At 46.6% G+C, this 17,395-nt stretch carries 12 protein-coding genes; 1 reads left to right on the forward strand and 11 read right to left on the reverse strand.

The window, feature by feature from the left end:
• Positions 1 to 105: 105 nt before the first annotated feature.
• Positions 106 to 1,515, reverse strand: a complete 1,410-nt coding sequence (locus GPL15_RS26005) for an RsmF rRNA methyltransferase first C-terminal domain-containing protein (protein ID WP_215701587.1) — start codon at positions 1,513 to 1,515, stop codon at positions 106 to 108.
• A 114-nt stretch (positions 1,516 to 1,629) separates the two neighbouring features.
• Positions 1,630 to 2,025: a hypothetical protein gene (locus tag GPL15_RS26010; protein ID WP_215701588.1), complete on the reverse strand. Its 396-nt coding sequence runs from the start codon at positions 2,023 to 2,025 to the stop codon at positions 1,630 to 1,632.
• Between the two features lie 231 nt (positions 2,026 to 2,256).
• Here GPL15_RS26010 and GPL15_RS26015 point away from each other — a divergent pair, with 231 nt between their 5' ends.
• A complete protein-coding gene (locus GPL15_RS26015) occupies positions 2,257 to 2,799 on the forward strand; it encodes a hypothetical protein (RefSeq protein WP_215701589.1) in 543 nt (180 codons plus the stop codon).
• Here the strand turns inward: GPL15_RS26015 and GPL15_RS26020 are convergent.
• The 9 genes from GPL15_RS26020 to GPL15_RS26060 all read right to left on the reverse strand — a co-directional run bounded on the left by GPL15_RS26020 (position 2,785) and on the right by GPL15_RS26060 (position 17,135).
• A complete protein-coding gene (locus GPL15_RS26020; protein ID WP_215701590.1) occupies positions 2,785 to 4,446 on the reverse strand; it encodes a SulP family inorganic anion transporter in 1,662 nt (553 codons plus the stop codon). The genes GPL15_RS26015 and GPL15_RS26020 overlap by 15 nt on opposite strands.
• 177 nt (positions 4,447 to 4,623) lie before the next feature.
• Positions 4,624 to 5,109 (reverse strand): DUF6465 family protein, encoded by a 486-nt coding sequence (locus tag GPL15_RS26025; RefSeq protein WP_252198639.1) that lies wholly within the window; start codon positions 5,107 to 5,109, stop codon positions 4,624 to 4,626.
• A 124-nt stretch (positions 5,110 to 5,233) separates the two neighbouring features.
• Positions 5,234 to 5,887: a (p)ppGpp synthetase gene (locus tag GPL15_RS26030; RefSeq protein WP_252198640.1), complete on the reverse strand. Its 654-nt coding sequence runs from the start codon at positions 5,885 to 5,887 to the stop codon at positions 5,234 to 5,236.
• Positions 5,888 to 6,591: 704 nt separating this feature from the next.
• The gene (locus tag GPL15_RS26035; RefSeq protein WP_215701591.1) at positions 6,592 to 7,110 is read right to left on the reverse strand and encodes a nitroreductase; all 519 of its coding nucleotides are present in this window, start codon (positions 7,108 to 7,110) and stop codon (positions 6,592 to 6,594) included.
• 44 nt (positions 7,111 to 7,154) lie between these two features.
• Positions 7,155 to 7,628, reverse strand: coding sequence for a YbaK/EbsC family protein (locus GPL15_RS26040; RefSeq protein WP_215701592.1), 474 nt, complete (start codon positions 7,626 to 7,628; stop codon positions 7,155 to 7,157).
• 17 nt (positions 7,629 to 7,645) lie between these two features.
• Entirely contained in the window at positions 7,646 to 9,142 is a 1,497-nt protein-coding gene (locus tag GPL15_RS26045; RefSeq protein WP_215701593.1) for a phosphate--AMP phosphotransferase, read from the reverse strand.
• A 12-nt stretch (positions 9,143 to 9,154) separates the two neighbouring features.
• On the reverse strand, positions 9,155 to 13,075 hold the full coding sequence (locus GPL15_RS26050) for an EAL domain-containing protein (RefSeq protein ID WP_215701594.1): 3,921 nt from the start codon (positions 13,073 to 13,075) through the stop codon (positions 9,155 to 9,157).
• A gap of 63 nt (positions 13,076 to 13,138) precedes the next feature.
• A complete protein-coding gene (gene brnQ / locus GPL15_RS26055) occupies positions 13,139 to 14,440 on the reverse strand; it encodes a branched-chain amino acid transport system II carrier protein (RefSeq protein WP_215701595.1) in 1,302 nt (433 codons plus the stop codon).
• Between the two features lie 22 nt (positions 14,441 to 14,462).
• Positions 14,463 to 17,135: an EAL domain-containing protein gene (locus tag GPL15_RS26060; RefSeq protein WP_215701596.1), complete on the reverse strand. Its 2,673-nt coding sequence runs from the start codon at positions 17,133 to 17,135 to the stop codon at positions 14,463 to 14,465.
• Positions 17,136 to 17,395: the final 260 nt, after the last annotated feature.

The raw sequence follows: 17,395 nt of genomic DNA on the forward strand, positions 1-17,395 counted from the left end.
ATCCCCGAAGGATTCCCCTTGGCCCGCCCGCATCCAAACATCCAGTCCGTCCCCTCGTCCCGCTTTCCTGCGTAACTTCCCCAATTAACCCCCAATTTAACAATCCTATCTCCGCAGCCCCTTAGGATAATGGTTTTTCAAAACATCTCCCACCAATTTCGACCAGCCGATGGAATAATCATCTGCCAGCATGAGAACCCACCCCTTTTTCTTTTCATTCAGAACAGAAGGCCTGCCTTCATCTGTACAGATAACTCCGCCTTTTAAATACTCTGCCATCTGTTCGGAACCTGAATCCAGGCTGTACCACTGTTTAACCTGCTCTTTCTTCAGGCAGAGTGCCAGAGCATGAGACGGTTCAAACCGGTTCTTTTTTACGGTTCCCATATGAAGTCCCGGACGCACCACTTTAATGCCTTTAAATTCCGGCATCTCAGGAGGAACCAGATAGAGCTGTTCACCGAACAGCACCACTTCCTTCCGGTGTGTGTATATGGGATCGGCCAGCGCTTCTTCACAGAAAGTTTGATATTCTTTTAACGTTTTTTTGTCCCTTACGTAAGCTGGGGTTGTGAATTTTTTACAATGTCCGTCTGCCGCATCCGATTTTCTCAGCACAGCCAGATAATGTCCCTCACCCTCCACTTTATGCGGCCAAATCCGGAAGGTATCCGCCAAATATCCGCTGCCGTTTTCAATCCACCCTGGCCGTCCTTGGGAAAATCCCTGATATCCGTCCACATGTTCTACGGTAAATTCCGGGTAGGAATCTAAAAAGCTCTGGATTGTGCCTTCGTTTTCTTCCGGTGAAAATGTACAGGTGGAGTAAACCAGACGGCCTCCCGGCTTCAGCATAATTGCTGCATGATCCAAAATGCCCCTTTGCCTGTCCGCGCACATGATCACATGATCCGGGCTCCATTGGTTTCTGGCTTCCTCGTCTTTGCGAAACATCCCCTCTCCGGAACACGGGGCGTCCACCACGATTTTGTCAAAAAAAGATGGAAACAGACGGGATAGTTTTTCCGAATCTTCATTGGTCACCACTGCATTTGAAATCCCCATGCGCTCCGTATTCTGGGACAGTATTTTAGCTCTGGCCGGATGGATCTCGTTGCTCAGCAAAAATCCCCTGCCCTCCAGACGCTCCGCTATATGGGTTGTCTTTCCGCCCGGGGCTGCGCATAGATCCAAAACCCGGTCACCCGGCTTTGGATCCAGTAATTCCACCACCGCCATGGCGCTGGGCTCCTGAATGTAGTAAACCCCTGCTTCATGGTACGGATGCCGGCCTGGCCTGGCCTCTGCTCCGTAATAATACCCTTCCTTAGTCCATGGAATCTTTTTTAGGTGAAATAAATCCCCCGCCTTTGCCTCCGCATCCTCCAGACTTGCTTTCAGCGTATTAAAACGAAGCCCCTGCACCCGCTCTTCTTCATAGCTTTGTGCAAAGGCTTCATATTCATCTTCTAACAAAAGTTTCATCTTATTCTGAAATTCAACCGGTAAATCCATCTCTCACTACTCCGCCATCTTATTCATATTTACGAATAAGTTTATCAAATCTCCGGTTCCCGGTCAACAAAAACTTGGCAGCCACGGGATACGCCTATGGGATACGGCCGCCATTTATTCATAGCTGGCTCTCCGTTCGACCGCCAGCACCAGTCTGGCATCTTCCGGCAGCTCTTCGGGCAAAGCCAGAACCCTTCCGTTCAGGCAGAGTTCCTGCCGTCCTTCTCCCGAGTTATACCAGGCATATTCAGAAACAGGCTGCTGTTCTTCTCCAACAATCAACTGATGGGACTTTCCGATTCTGCAGCATTCATTCCTCTCTTCCTCTTCCCGGCAGCCGCTCCTGCCGAAATACAGAATATCGCCCTTCTTTACAGGCGTTTTCACATAAGTATCTCCGGTCTCGCCGTTTTTAATGCAGAGAACTGGCTCCTTCCCTGTTTTAGACATAAATATACAGCCAAATCCGACCATCATCATAAAACCAAACAACGTTTGCGACTTTTTCATATCCTGCACCTCCTGTAAATGGCCGCCGAATACATAAAAAGGACAGTCCCTGATGACCGTCCATCCAACCCGGCTATTAAATTTACTATATCCTATCACATGCCTTTTCGTTAGTAAATGTATATTTTTCCAATATTTCCGTTATTTTATTCATGTTTTTAAGTTTTTTTATCATCCGTTCTGCCAAAATAATTCTATACCATGTCATGATGCACAATGGAGGAAGAATCTATGACGGACATTTTTGCGTACTTAATCATACCAGTCTATACAATTCTATTTGCATGGAATACCAATTGGTTCACCACCAATTTTTCAGTAATCGGAAACATGGAATATCGAAACAACGCATTTCTGGTTTGGGGGATTATGATCGGCCTGTACTTTTTTTTCATCCTGAACCGAATTTTAAAATGGATTCCGTCCGGCAAAAAGGAAACCGTTCTGGTGATAATTTCCGAGCTTTTGCTGGCTTTAGCGGTTTTTACCCCCTATCTCCCTGAACAGTTTCCTTTTCGTTCTTTTTTACATGTTATTTTTGCATTTTTAGCATCCCTGATCCTGCTGGCTTCCCTTTATCTCATTCTTTGGGAACTTATGCGGATTGATGAGTACAGATTCCGCCCCTATTTCAATGTCCTCGTTCTCTCCACCGCAGTCTCCGCGGTTCTTTTGGTCATAGCCGGAATCGTAAGCAGCGCCCTGGAAATTTATTTTACCATATCCTGCGTGATTCTTGTCCGTAAATTGGACAAAAAGTTATCGGGAAACTAACTGCTCTGCTATCTTCAGCGCCGAATCGATATTTGAACAGAAGTTCCCTTCTCCAAGCTTATCCACAAATCCGGCTTTTTTCATGACGGAATAGGGATATTCATTGACGTGGGACAGCAAAAGGGTAATTTCTTTTTTCCTGCACCGTTCCAAAAATTTTTCCATATTGTGCAGGGCCGTGATATCAATCGCAGGCACGCTTCTCATGCGCAGAATGACAACCTTCGTATTTTTCGTAGCCGTGATATTCATAAAATCATCCACCGTAGCAAAGAAGATAGGACCTTCAATCTCAAATACCATGGTATGCCGGGGAACTTTTTTCAGGCTCAGGCTCTCCGGATCATCAGAGGGCTCCCCGTTTTCATCACCATCCAGATATTCCCATTCCCTGACCGCGGATACTGCCGACATTCTGCGCATAAACAAAACCGCCGATATCAAAACGCCCATCTCCACTGCAAACAGCAGGTCCGCCAAAATGCCGGACAAAAACGTGCCGATCAGCACCGCATTATCTGATTTTGGCGCATGTTTAAACATGTATGCGAATTCACGCCAATTGCTCATATTATATGCCACCTTAATCAAAATGGCGGATAACGCCGGAATGGGAATGTACCCGGCCAAAGGCATTAAAAGCAGCAGGATCAACAGCACGGCTGCGCTGTGCACCATACCGGCCACCGGTGTTCTGCCTCCATTTTTCACACTGCTGGAAGCTCTCGCCACCGCTCCCGCCACAGGCACCGCGCCGAAAAAGCCGCAAAAAATATTAGCGATTCCCTGTGCAATCAGTTCCTGGTTGGAATTATGGCGTTCCCCCATCAGACCATCTGTAACCACACAGGCTAATAAGGTGACTATGGCGATGAGAATAGCCAGAGTGACAGCAGATGGGATCAATGCCTGTATCATATCAAACGTGACTGACGGCAGGGTGAATTCAGGAAAATGGGAAGGCAGTTCCCCATACACGCCTCTGACCGTCTCCACATCCAAATGCAGCAATTGTACCACAGGTGTTGTTATTAGTATTGCGGCAAGAGATTCAGGAATTTTGGGAAAGACCTGAGGGAGTATAATCAAAACGGCCATAGCTAAAAGCCCAATTCCCAGCGCAGTCACATCCACGGTACCAATCACGGATGCACAGGCAATGAATTTATCTATTACCTTAACCGGCATTTCCCCCATCTCAAGGCCCAGAAACCCTTTGATCTGGCCTGAAAAAATTCCCATAGCGATGCCTGCGGTAAATCCCAGCGTGATGGTGCGGGGTATGTATTTGAGAAGCATTCCGGCCCTTAAAACCCCCATGAGAATCAAAAAAATTCCGGCCATAATTGTTGCAGCCGCAAGCCCTGACAGTCCGAACTCTTCCACTATGGTGAATACGGTCATCACGGTAGCCGCAGTGGCCCCTCCAATATTTACCTTGCTTCCTCCCAGAGCGGATACCAGAAATCCACCGATAACAGCCGTATAAAGCCCCCGCTCCGGGCTTAAACCGGATGCAATTGCGAGAGCGATAGAAAGCGGAAACGCGATGACAGCCACTATCATGCCGGCTGTCACATCTTTGACAAACTGCTGCCCACCATACCCCTTCATACAGGTCATAATCTTTGGTTTAAACTCATTCATACTGTTTTCATTTCCCCCCGAAAACTTTTATAATTTTTAACAAAATAATTATATACCACTGTAAATTGCTTCCGCAAGGGTTTTGGGGATTGTATGAAAAAAAAGCCCAAAGTCTCGAAGTTTAAATTAGCTTCAAGCCTTCAGGCTTTTTATAAATGACCTGACTTCCGATAGGAACTACAGGTTCACCTTGTAATCATTAGAACCAATACCATTCACCACATAATATGCAGCGTTTTCTTCAGGTTTTACATAGATCTCGATCGTCTCAATCGCAACGCCTTTATTCCTGCTCTCAAAATCCTTCTCCGCCGCTGCCAGGATATCTTTCGCCGCCACTTTCTTATCGGCATACTCCACGAATACAGACGCCTTTGGCTCTGCCTTTTTGGCTGCCGGCGCTTTTTTTACAGTCTCTTTCTTAGCTGCCGGTGCTGCCTTTTTCGCAGGTGCTTTCTTAGCAGGCGCTTTCTCAGCGGGCGCTGCTGCCTTTTTCTGCGCTGCCGGTGCTGCCTTCACTTCTGCTGCCTTATCTTCTTTTTTAACATCTGCTGCTTTTTCAACAGGTTTTGCCGCAGTTTCAACTTCTGCCGCTGGTTTCACCGCTGCTTTCGTCTCCTCTGCCTTCACTTCTACTTTCTTTTCTGTTGCTTTAGCTGCCATAATCTTATCCTCCTCATTGTTAAAAATTGTTGCTATTTTACGGTTGTCATTGATCTTCCCAGTAACACAGATGTAAAATTTTTTTGCAAAATATTAACTTTATGGAATTATAAAACGAAATATATCATTTGTCAACTAAAGTGAATGTCTCGTCCAGCCATTTTTCTCTGGCATTTTTCTCCAGTTCTTCCTCCAGGGACTGAAGCTGACGGGCATATTTTAAAAATGCTTCGTTTCTCTCCTCATAAATACAAGCGTCCTTTTTATAGCATATCCGGTGTTCCATGCTGGCCCAGAGATCCATTGTCATGGTTCTCATCTGCACTTCCACAGGAAAATATTCCATATTCATCACATGGTAAATAGGCACGCCGAATACGATATGGTAACTGCGGTAACCGTTGGCTTTCGGCTCTTTAATGTAATCGGCTTCTTTCAGGATTTCCAGATCCTTCTGTTTCTTTAAAAGCCCTGAAATCCTATAAATATCCTGGACAAAATAGCAGATTACCCGGATTCCGGCAATATCCAGCAGATTTTCTTTCGCCGTCAGATAATCCACCTGCAGCCCCCGCCGATTCAGTTTTTCCTGAATGCTGTCCTTCGATTTAATCCTTTTTTGTATATGATGAACCGGTTCACTCTGAAACGTATATTTATAATCGGAAACCAGCGTATCCAGCCGCGCCGATATATTTCCCATCGCATCATTATATGGATGAACCAGTTCCATATATTCCTTATCCGTAATTTCTTTTGCCGTTTTGGCGCTGATCATGTACTTTCCTTCTTTCTATTCTGGCATTCTGATATGGAAAACCGTTCTCTCAAAGAGAAGTCCCGTTTCCCTTACCTATAAGAATAGAAAAAAGTTGTGTCCTTTATGTGATAACCGGATAGGGGATTTATTTATTTTGTCAGTGGGAATAACGCCGTGAATCCTGAGAACAGGGATTGGAGTATAACTGAATAAAAGCTTGACATTTCATTAGAGTGGACATATCCTGTTTTTTTACATCAACCCCGAAGGCATTTTCAAAAATGCCTTCGGGGTTGATGTAAAAACGCATTTAATTCACCAGCGTCTGAGAACACCAGCAGGAAAGCGGTCTGTGGCGGTGTCCGGAGGGCAGGGCGTTGGGAGCCGGGCGGCCGGGGCGGACTCCAGTGGTGATGAAAGCCGTCTGGAAACCGTTAGGGATACTTAGGCTGCAGGGATGGAAAACGACGGGCAGAAGCTGAAAACCAAATCAGTTTCTGAGATGCCCCTGAACGGTGAAGTCCATAAAGAGTTCACCGTGAATGGGCATCGGACCGTCGTTTTCCATCCCTGCGGCCTTAGTATCCATTACGGTTGTAAGCCGGTTTTCATCACCACCGGAGTCCGCCCCGGCCGCCCGGCTCCCAACGCCCTGCCCTCCGGACGCCGCTACGGACCGCTTTCCTGCGTAACCCCGTTTAAATCAAGTTTCCCTTCATCGCTTAAACGACAAAATGAACCTGCCCTGTTTTCTCCGCTTCTTTATGTACCTCATCCGCCGCATACCCCAGAGCGGCCATCCCATACACAACGTGATCTTCCGGAATTTCCATCTCATTTAAAAGTTCCCGGATTCCGGGCTGGTCGCAGATTCCGTGGAGCTGGTTAATCCATACGGAACTGATGCCCATGGAATGGGCTGCCAGGAATATGTTCTGAAGGGCGCAGGCATTATCTTCCCGTCCCCAGCGGTTCTTTTTATGGTTGGAAGGAATGATTAATGCGGCAGGTTTGTATAAATCATACTCTTCTCTTCCCAGTTCCGTACCAATCGCCTTGGCAAGGCGCTGAATCAATTCACCATTGGTCACAACGGTAAATTTCCATGACTGGCGGTTCATGGCGCTGGGCGCATAAATGCCTGCTTTTGCCAGTTCTTCCAAGGCTTCCACGGACAGTTTCTCATCCTTAAATGCCCTGACACTTCTTCTTGTTAAAATATTTTCCATCACCTGATTCATAAAAACCTCCATTCTGCCGTCATACGGCAATATGATTATTTCATTCACTCGTTCCATCCTTTGCAGACATCCACCCACTTTTTACATCTGGAATAGGTCTCCATCTCCGGTATGGTAAGACCAATGGCGCTGTTTCCGCTTCCGGCAGCCGGATATACCACGTCAAAACGTTTCATGGATGTGTCCAGATAGACCTCAACGCCTTCATTGACAGCAAAAGGGCAGACTCCGCCCACCGCATGGCCGGTTAGGGGTTCTGCCTCCTCATAGGACAGCATTTTTGCCTTCTGCCCGAATTCTTCTTTGTATTTCTTATTGTCAATTTTGGCATCCCCGGCGGTCACTACCAGAATCACCCTGTCATCCACATGGAAGGACAGGGTTTTAGCGATCCTGGCCGGCTCACAATGAAGGGCGTGGGCCGCCAGTTCTACAGTGGCGCTGGATTCTTCCAGCTCGATCACCTTAGATTCTATTCCTAATTCTTTAAAGTATGCCTTAACTTTTTCCAGTGACATGATGTTCGTCCTTCTTCCTATTGTTCTTTCAGCCGTTTTTCCAAAGCTTCCACAAAGGTTTCCAGCACTTTTATTCTGGCATAGTACTTACAGTTTCCTTCCACAACAACCCAGGGCGCACAGGCCGTTGAAGTGCGGATCAGCATTTCATCCACAGCCTCCTCATACTGATCCCATTTTTCCCGGTTCCTCCAGTCTTCATCTGTGATCTTCCAGTTTTTATCCGGGTTGTCCATCCGTTCATGGAAACGTTTTTCCTGCTCGTCCTTATCGATCTGCATCCAGAATTTGATGATCACCGCACCTGCATTGGCCAGTTGGGCCTCCATCTCATTGATCTCTTTATAAGCCCGCTTCCACTCCTGCGTGGTACAGAACCCTTCAATCCTCTCAACCATCACGCGCCCGTACCAGGTCCGGTCAAAGATTGCCACATGGCCGTCCTTAGGCATGGCCCGCCAGAATCTCCACAGATAATGGTGCGCTTTCTCCAGGTCATTGGGGGACGCGGTGGGAATCACCTCATATCCTCTTGGGTCCATCTTTTCCGTCAAACGCTTGATCGCGCCGCCTTTTCCGCCGGCGTCCCAGCCTTCAAAGGCCAAAACTACCGGAATCCGTTTCCTGTACAATTCACTATGCAGAATCTCAAGGCGCCCCTGCAAAGCTTTCAGCCTCTTTTTATATTCCTCTTTTTCATAGCATTTGTCAAGCTTTACCTGGCTCAGAACAGAAGTCCTCAGCTGATCACCTGCCACAGCCGTTTTCAAATCCTCAGCCTTGCCTTCCAGCTTTGCCCTGCCGCATTCCGCGATCTTTTCTTTCAAACGTTCCGCTACGCAGGTTAATATCTTTACGGCAGCATATTCCCGGTCCGTAGCTTCCACAATGGTCCATGGAGCGAAATCAGTATCCGTTTTTTCCAGAATATCCTCATATGCCTTTAAATACTCATCATACTGTTTGTGATGTTTCCAGTCTTCTTTTGTAACGCGCCATCTGGTTTCCGGAGATTCCTCCAGCTTTTCAAACCTCTTTTTCTGCTCCTTTTTAGATATATGAAGGAAAAACTTGATAATCAGGGTGCCGTCCAGCGATAAGGTTTCTTCAAAAGAAACAATATCCTGATAAGCGTCTCCCTTCCCCTCTTCATGAAGCCCAGTATCAATCCGCTCGCGCAGAACCTTATCATACCAGCTCCGGTCAAAGATATGGATTCTTCCCTTTGCAGGCGTCTTTGTCCAAAACCTCCATAAGAACGGATGCATCGCTTCGTCCTCCGTAGGCTTTTGAATGGTAAATACCTTAAACCCTCTGGGATCCAAAGGCAGAATTAAGCGGTTGATCAAAGTGCCTTTTCCCGCAGCTCCCCAGCCTTCAAAAATCACCATAACCGGAATGTTAAGAGCCCTGGCTTCCCTCTGAAGTCTTGACAATTCAACATTTAACCCGTTCAGAAGCTGTTTCGCCTCCTGCTTTCCCATATCTTTTGTCAAATCAATTTTTTCCAACATAAACAAGTCCTCCTATCTCAGACTTTCGGCATAACACCGTTCAAATACATCAACTGGTAATGGTTTATTCAGAAGATAGCCCTGTATCGCATCACATCCCAGGCGCTTTAAAATAGCAAGCTGCTCTTCCGTCTCAACCCCTTCCGCAATACTTACAATCCCCGCCTTTCTGCAGAAGTTCAGCGTTGCCTCTACCATAACTTCCGCTTTGTAATTGTAAATATTATCAATCATGCTTTTATCCAGCTTTAAAACGTCAAAATCCATGGTGGACAGGATTGACATACTGGAAAACCTGGAACCAAAATCATCTAAAGAAATAGAAAAACCGGCCTTTCTGAGATTCCTGCTGATAGACGCCAGCGTTTCCTGGCTCATGGTTCCCAGCGTCTCAGTCACTTCAATCTCGATCTCTTTTGGAGACACTTCATATGAACTGCAGATCTCAAGCAGATAGGGAACCAGATTGCCCTGAAGCACCGTAGCCCTTGAAAAGTTGGTAGAAATCTTAATTGGAGTCAACCCTCTGCGTTTCCAGCTTTGGATCAAACCACAAACCTGTTTAAAAATGTAGAAATCCAGGTATTGAATCATGCCCGCATGTTCCAGATGGGGTATAAACCGGCCCGGAGCAATCACACCTTTTTCCGGATGGATATACCTCACCAAAGCCTCTGCGGCAATGACTTTCTTGTCCGCCACCCTGGCCTTAGGCTGAAGATAAAATTGAAAATGGTTCTTTTCCAGCTCTTCCTCCAGCTGTTTCTCCATAGCCTCTTCTTTCTTAAAGGCATTTTCACCGCTTGAATGGTAATAATTCTGCTTTTCAATCCGCATCAGTTCATCCGCCTGACGCACCTGATCCTCCAAACTGATATTCTGTTTCTCCCATACACAGCCTACGGACGCCAGATTCCGATCCACTTGGGCCAGGTTCTGTTTGAAGGATTCCACCTCCTTGGTAAAGCGCTCATAGGATACATCTTCTTCAATTACCAGAAATTCATCCGCAGCCATTCTGAAAATTCTCGCTGATGCAAATGTCTTCCTCAGCAGATCGGCGGTCGCAGCAATCATATGATCCCCATAACTGCTTCCATAGCGGATATTATATTTCTTTAATCCATTAATATCCACAGACGCTACTCCCAGGGTGGAAACCGTATCGGCTGCAAAGTCATTTTCATATTTCTGGTAGCTGCCGCGGTTCAGCGCTCCGGTTAATGAATCTTTATAGATCATATCCGTTAATCGTTCATTCAGGTCATGATCCTGCATGGCCTTCATCTGAAATGGCAGCAAAAGGGTCATGGGCCTGATATCTTCCACTCTCTTCCTGGGATTCAGCACACACAAATAGAGAATGGAATTCTTGGAGAACCAGGCGGGCAGGGCGCAAAATGAGCTGATGCCTTCAGATTTCATCAATTTATAAGCATTCGGCCATGACTGTCTGATCTGTTCTAAACAACTGACTGACACCGGCATAGACATGCTGATATTTCCTTCCCATTCGGGAACCTTTTCAAATTCCATCTCCCTTAAAAGTTCCTGACAGTCTGCCATACCATCCGCATGCCATTCATAGATCCTTTTAAAGCTGGTATCCGTCACCCGCTGTTCCAGCAAAAGGGTTCTGGAAGCACTATAGTATCTTCCCAAATAGGATAAAATATCCTTCTGTATCTCGGATACTTCCCTAACTTTCGCCAAACGGCAGAAAATGCCGTACAAATCTTCCTCTTCTTCTGTAGTGAAATGGTAAAAAGGGTCTGTATCTGTATTATACACCAAAAACAGATATGCATGAAGGCCATTCCATAAAATCGGCTTAAATCGTATTATATATTTTTCAGACAGCCTTGTTTCATATGATTCGTCCGCCTGATATCCGTATGACGGATGTACCGATCCGTTCACCAGGGCAGACTGTTCTTCAATGACATTGAAGCAGTAAGTTTCCAGCAATCGTTTGTTTTGGCCGGTGCAGTTATTTGCTGCATGCTTATTCCGGTATAAAACCCTTCTGTCCGAAGGCTCCAGCACCAGAATGGTGATATCAAATTCATCCAGCAGGCGGCCTTTACCGTCGGCATCTTCTGAAAGAGAAAATCCGTTTCTGCCTCTTTTAATTTCAAGCCCCTTTCGGTAGACACAGTATCCATTTTTGCCGTTACTCTTCGTTTCACGCAGGGCAGCCTGGGCCTGATGGTACATCGTATCGTAATCGGTCACTGCCGGATCCGCGAATGAAATTCCCACAGAACCTGATATGTGAATGGTATCCTCCCCTGCCTTATAGGTCATGTTTATATTCCTGCAAAGCGCTTTCACGCACTCGGTCACATGATCCTCTGATATTATGTTCTGCATAAAGACAATAAACTCGTCTCCGCCGATTCTCCCTAAAACCGTATCCAGACTGAAACCGGACCTGATAATCTTGGATAAATCAGAAAGAGTTTTATCCCCGTACACCTGGCCAAATGCGTCGTTGACATTCTTAAAATTATCCAGATTGATCAAAAGAAGAGCGCATCTGCATTTCTCCCGGATACAGTTTCCCAGCATATCCCTTATCATTCCCTCTGAGGTGCTTTTATTATAAAAGCCGGTTATCTCGTCTCGTTTCGCCCGTTCAGCCAGAGTTAACTCCCTCTTTTTCCGGCGGTCTATATCACGTATGTAGACAAATCCGATGATATCCCCCTGTTCCGGTTCCCGGACCATATTCACGGTAGCCCGGACCCATATCACCCTGCCCTCCGGATCAATTCTCCGGTATTCATGGCTGACTGTGCTCTCCCCTTCGGTAAACTGTTTCAGCAGCCTTCCGTAGGCGAGAGCGTCCATCATCTTCCTCCGTTCTTCCTCTCCCGTATTTCTGGATCCCTCTTCGCGCATCAGCTGTTCATAGGTTTGATAACTGCTGTTTTCCCATTCTCCGCGCTCTCTGGATCGGCAGTCCTCCACTTCATCCCTTGTCAGATTCACCTGATAGGAAGCGATCAATTCCTGACTGATGGCGTCCCGGTAAGACAGTTCATGGTGATACCGTTCCTTCTGTTCCATCATGTCTGTAATATCCTCTCCCATGGCCACAGCCTTTATAGGAAAATTATTCTCATCATAAATGATCTTGCATCGGGTCTTCTGCCATCTGTAGATCCCGTTTTTCCGTCTGACCTTATATGTCCCTTCCGCGTTTTGGACCCCTTCCTCCACACGCCTGACCAGCTTTCGGAACTCTTCAGCACTGTCGGGATGTATGTATCCGTTCTCAATCAAACTCTCCGGAATTCCTGAAAGCGTCCGCGGCAGGTCATTCAAACTCTGTGAAACTTCTGTTTGATGAAGGGTTTTCGATGGGATATCGTACTCCCACACATTGGCTCCAATCTGTTTCAGCGCAATACAAAAGCGTTCTTCGCTGACCCTCAGCGCTTCTTCCTTTTCACTTAAACTGATGTTCGCAAAGCATAACTTTGAAAATAATGAAAAAAACAGGATGGAATCAAATTCTTCACCGTGTTTTTTTACATTATAAAAAATCAGGCACGCCCTGTCCCCGTTCCTATTTAAATAAGTAATCCCTTTAACCGTAAAAATGCGATTTTGTTTCAAAAAAAGATGCAGCTTCTGTTCTCTTTCGTCCAGACCGCTGCAGTCTTCCACGGAAATCTTCTTCACCGTTCCCGTTACATCTGTCCACAAACCGGATTCCAGCAATGGATATGGTATTTTTCCGTTCGTCTCATAGGCGCCGGATCCCGGCTCCCAGCAGCAGCAGTTACCGCCTTCAATAATGACCGCCTTTGACGCCCCGTAATATCCGGCTGCTGTCCTTAACAGATATCCAACTGCCGCTGATATACCTTCTTCTTCCTCCATATCTTCCAATTCTGAAACCAGCTTTATCAGTTCCTGCTCCACACCGTTTCCTCTTTCCCCTATTTTGTCTAAAGTATTCTTAAACTAATAATAAATCAACTTCCGTTAAATGGCAACTTTTTTATTTTTTCGGCCTGATAAGACAATTCCCGCCAATATTCCGAAAACAGCAGGGAGTATCCATTCTAAACCGGCCTCGTAAAAAGGCAGCATTTTCAATATTCCGGACAGCAAAGAAGGCAGCACCCCGATCTGGTCTAAAACAGCTCCAATACTGGCGATTCCGGTAAACAGCACAGCCGCCGGATAAACGAAACAAAAACCTTCCCAGACATGATGGGTCAAGGCCAATAAAATCAGCACGATGGCGGCCGGATAAACAGCGTTCAGTACAGGAACGGAGACCTCCAGAATCCGGTTCAGTCCGGCGTTGGAAATCACCAGGCTGATCCCTGCAAAAATAAATACCCAGATCCGGTAGCTTATCCTGGGAACAATGGTACAGAAATATTTACTGCAGCAGCTTAAAAGCCCTACACAGGTGTTCAGGCAGGCGATGAAAAAAATAGCTGCCAGAATCACCGCCCCGGCATTTCCAAATTCGAATCCCACCATCTGGTTAAGGGTTCCCGCTCCATTTTCAGCGGCCTCAAAAGCTCCGCCGGACATGGCGCCAATATGAGCCAGCGCAGCATATACCAGAATTAAAAGAACTCCTGCGATTCCTCCTGCCAGAACCGTCTCTCCGATCACCCGTTTTTCCTGGACAATCCCTCTGGCCCTTATATTGAGGGCAATGATAATTCCAAAATTCAGGGCGGCAATGGTATCCATGGTCTGATATCCGTCTAAAAAACCTTTGGCAAAGGGATTAGACGCATAGGCCCGGACCGGCGGCGCATAATATCCGGCCGGTTTTACAATGCATCCGGCAAATATCACTGATATCAAAATCAACAGACAGGGGGTGAGTATCTTGCCCAGACGGTCGGAAAGCTTATCCGGTCTCAGCGCCAGCATCAGAGCAATGCCGAAAAATAAAATGGAATACATGAGCTGGAACAGCCGTACCGGCGCGCCGGCAGCCGAAAACGGTACTACCGCCATTTCAAAAGACGTGCTGGCTGTCCTGGGAATTGCCAGGCAGGGACCGATCGAAAGGTAGATCAAAAGAGTGAATATATATGCAAACCGGGGACCCACCCGCCCTGCCAGTTTTTGGAGGCCGCCGGATCTGGCCACCGCCACCACTCCTAAAACAGGAAATCCCACCGCGCTGAGCGCAAATCCGGTCATGGCAGTCCATGTGTGGATACCTGCCTGAGCGCCCAAAAAGGGCGGGAAAATGAGATTTCCCGCACCAAAAAACATAGAAAATAGTGTCAAACCGATTATCAAGTGATCCATAAATACTCCGCTTCCTGTATCTTTATTTTTGATATAGAACGTACTGGCTTTTTCCCTGCTTCTTGGCCTGGTATACGGCACAATCGGCTTTTTCGAACAGCACTTCATAGGTCGTCCCGCTGTCCGGACTGACCGCAACTCCAACGGAGCAGCTCACATCTGTCTCCTCACCGGCGTCATTAAAGGTTAAAAACTGTAATGCCCCGCAGATTTGTGACGCCTTTTTCAACACACTATCCGTTTCTTCCACATTGGTCATGAACACTACGAATTCATCCCCACCCATTCTTCCGCAGATGTCTGATTTCCTGAACAGTTGTTTCAGCCTTCGTCCGATCTCCATCAATGCCTTGTCACCGGTTCTATGGCCCAAGGTGTCATTGACCGCTTTAAAATTATCCACATCAATCATAAACAGGGCATGTTTTTTGTCCGTTTCCTTTCTGCTCTCGTGAAGGAACAGCTTGATTCTCTGTTCCATCGCTTCCCGGTTAAAAATCTGGGTAAGGGGATCCCGCTCCGCCTTTGACCGGAGTTCCATCTCCTTATCCTTCTGACAGGTGATGTCATGAGCCACAATATCCATGGTAACATGTCCGTTCACAGCATTCGGCAGAAAATAAAGTGTCAGCTGGAGATACATAAATTGGTTGGAGTGGTCTGGAAGATAGCGGTAATCCATCTTAATCAGCCGTTCTCCTTCATAGTATGCCTTCAAAAGCGCTTCTCTATTAAGGGAGGCCATAAATTCTTCCCTTTCTTCCCAATGGATTCTGGCTGCCGCCTCCCTTATGAAAATCCCGTAATTTTCCCTATCATTATAATAAAGGCCATGTATTTTAGAACAATCGCAGCAGGTCACCAAATTTCCGGTCAGGTCAATTTCCAGGCTGAGCACGGAATCCTCTTTCAGGTTCCTGCGCAGATTCTGGGCCTGTTCCAACAGCGCGTCCGCCTTTTTCTGCTGTGTCGCATCATTAAACATGGCCAGATAAACAGGATTCCCGCCTCTTTTCCCCACAGGGTTGGCCCAGACCGCAACCCACAAAAGGCTTCCGTCCTTTTTCCTGATGCGGAATGATGTATTTAAAAGTTTCTGCCCGTCAATGGAGGAACCGATCTCATTCCAGAGTTTAACCTGATCCTCCCAAACCACCATTGTGGAAGAATTTTCACGGATGTATCTGTTATATTCATCCTTATTATAACCAGTTTTCTTCAGGGCTTTTTCATTGATAATCAAAGTAGTGATCTTATCGGATATTTCATATAAAGCAGCGGCTCCGGGCAGATGGTACATAATTTCCTCATAGATCACCAGATTAAATGTAATCTTTAAGTCCTCTTCCCGCTCAAATGCCTTCAGCGAAAACTGTACTTTATTTTCATTCAGATAATGAAGCAGCATAGGTTCCAGTTCCGCCCTTGGAATCGGTTTAGAGTAAAAATAGCCCTGGATATAAGGACAGCCGATGCGGAATAAGAAATCAGCCTGTTCCTTTGTTTCCACCCCTTCTGCGATTACAGGGATTTCCAGCGTATTAGCCATTCTGACTATGGATTCCAAGATCACCTTTCCCTTCCCATGGCTGTAATTTCCCATGAGAAATTTCATATCTACCTTTATCTGGTCAAAATCCAGCTCCTTTAGAATATGAAATGAGGAAAAGCCGCATCCGAAATCATCCAAAAGTATTTCAAACCCCGCCCTCTGCAGGCGCCTCACCGCATTCACAATCATCTGCGTATCTTCAATAAACGCAGATTCGGTAATCTCCAACTGCAGCAGTTTTTTATCAACCTGATAACGCTCGCAAAGCATTTCCAAAACCTCGCACAGATAGGGGTTGTACAGGTTGATGCGGGAGACATTGACCGATATGGGGACCACGCGGCGTCCCAAAGATTTCCAGTCGTAAAGCCGTTTACAGACCACCTCCCACACGTAGCGGTCCACTTCCTGGATAAAGTTATTATGCTCAAATACCGGAATAAAATAGGCTGGGGATATAATGCCCTTCTCCGGATGATGCCAGCGGATCAGGGCTTCCAAACCGATCAGATGGCCGTTTGCGTGATTGAACTTAGGCTGGGCGTAGACTTCAAACTGCTTCTGTTCCAGCGCAATCCTCATATCACGAACCATCTCCTGCTCCCGGATCAGGGCGTCCCGCATCGTATCATCATAAAATGCATAATAATCCAGCGCATTGCCCTTAATCGTATTGAGGGCGATTCGGGCCCGGTCACACATGAGCCTGGGAGGAACGGTAATATCATCAACCCGGTAAACCCCGATATTCAAAATGATCTCAAAGTCCAGGGGATACTTCCTTGTGGTATCCCGGATCATCCAAAGCACGCGCCGCAGCTCCTCTTCTTCAAAGGATGCGCAGGCGGCAAAATTATCCGCCCGGAACCTGCATCCAATTCCACCCCGGCGTTCGCTTCCCTCTTTCAGATATCTGCCGATCCAGCAAAGCAGTTTATTGCCTTCTTCCAGGCCATATAAATCATTTAAAAGCTTAAAACGCTCGATATCAATATAAAGAACATAGTAATTCCCCTGTTTCCCCTGCTGAAACAGCCTGGGCAGATACTGGTAAAATGCTTCCTGGCTGTATAATCCGGTCAGCTCGTCAAATTCCTGAAAATCAGCCTGCATCTCTTCATATAGCCGTTTTTCCTGATCCATATCACAATCTCCACATTGTCCCAAATAAATGGTTAATAGATTAATTATAGCAAATTATAATGGTTACCGCAAACGCTACTTGGAGGAGTTGCAGGGAAAATTGGGATTTAAGTGAGAAAGATACGCAGGGAAGCGGGGAGGGCGGACGGCGGGGCAGAAGACCGGAGAGCGGTACCGGGGAAATATAATGTACCCATAAGTGTGGACACTTTGAAGAGTGGGGGCCCCGTCTTTTTAGACAGATCGTCTCCTCTGCTCCC

Origin of the sequence: Clostridium sp. MCC353 (assembly GCF_018785315.1) — a bacterium.
GTDB lineage: Bacteria > Bacillota > Clostridia > Lachnospirales > Lachnospiraceae > CHH4-2.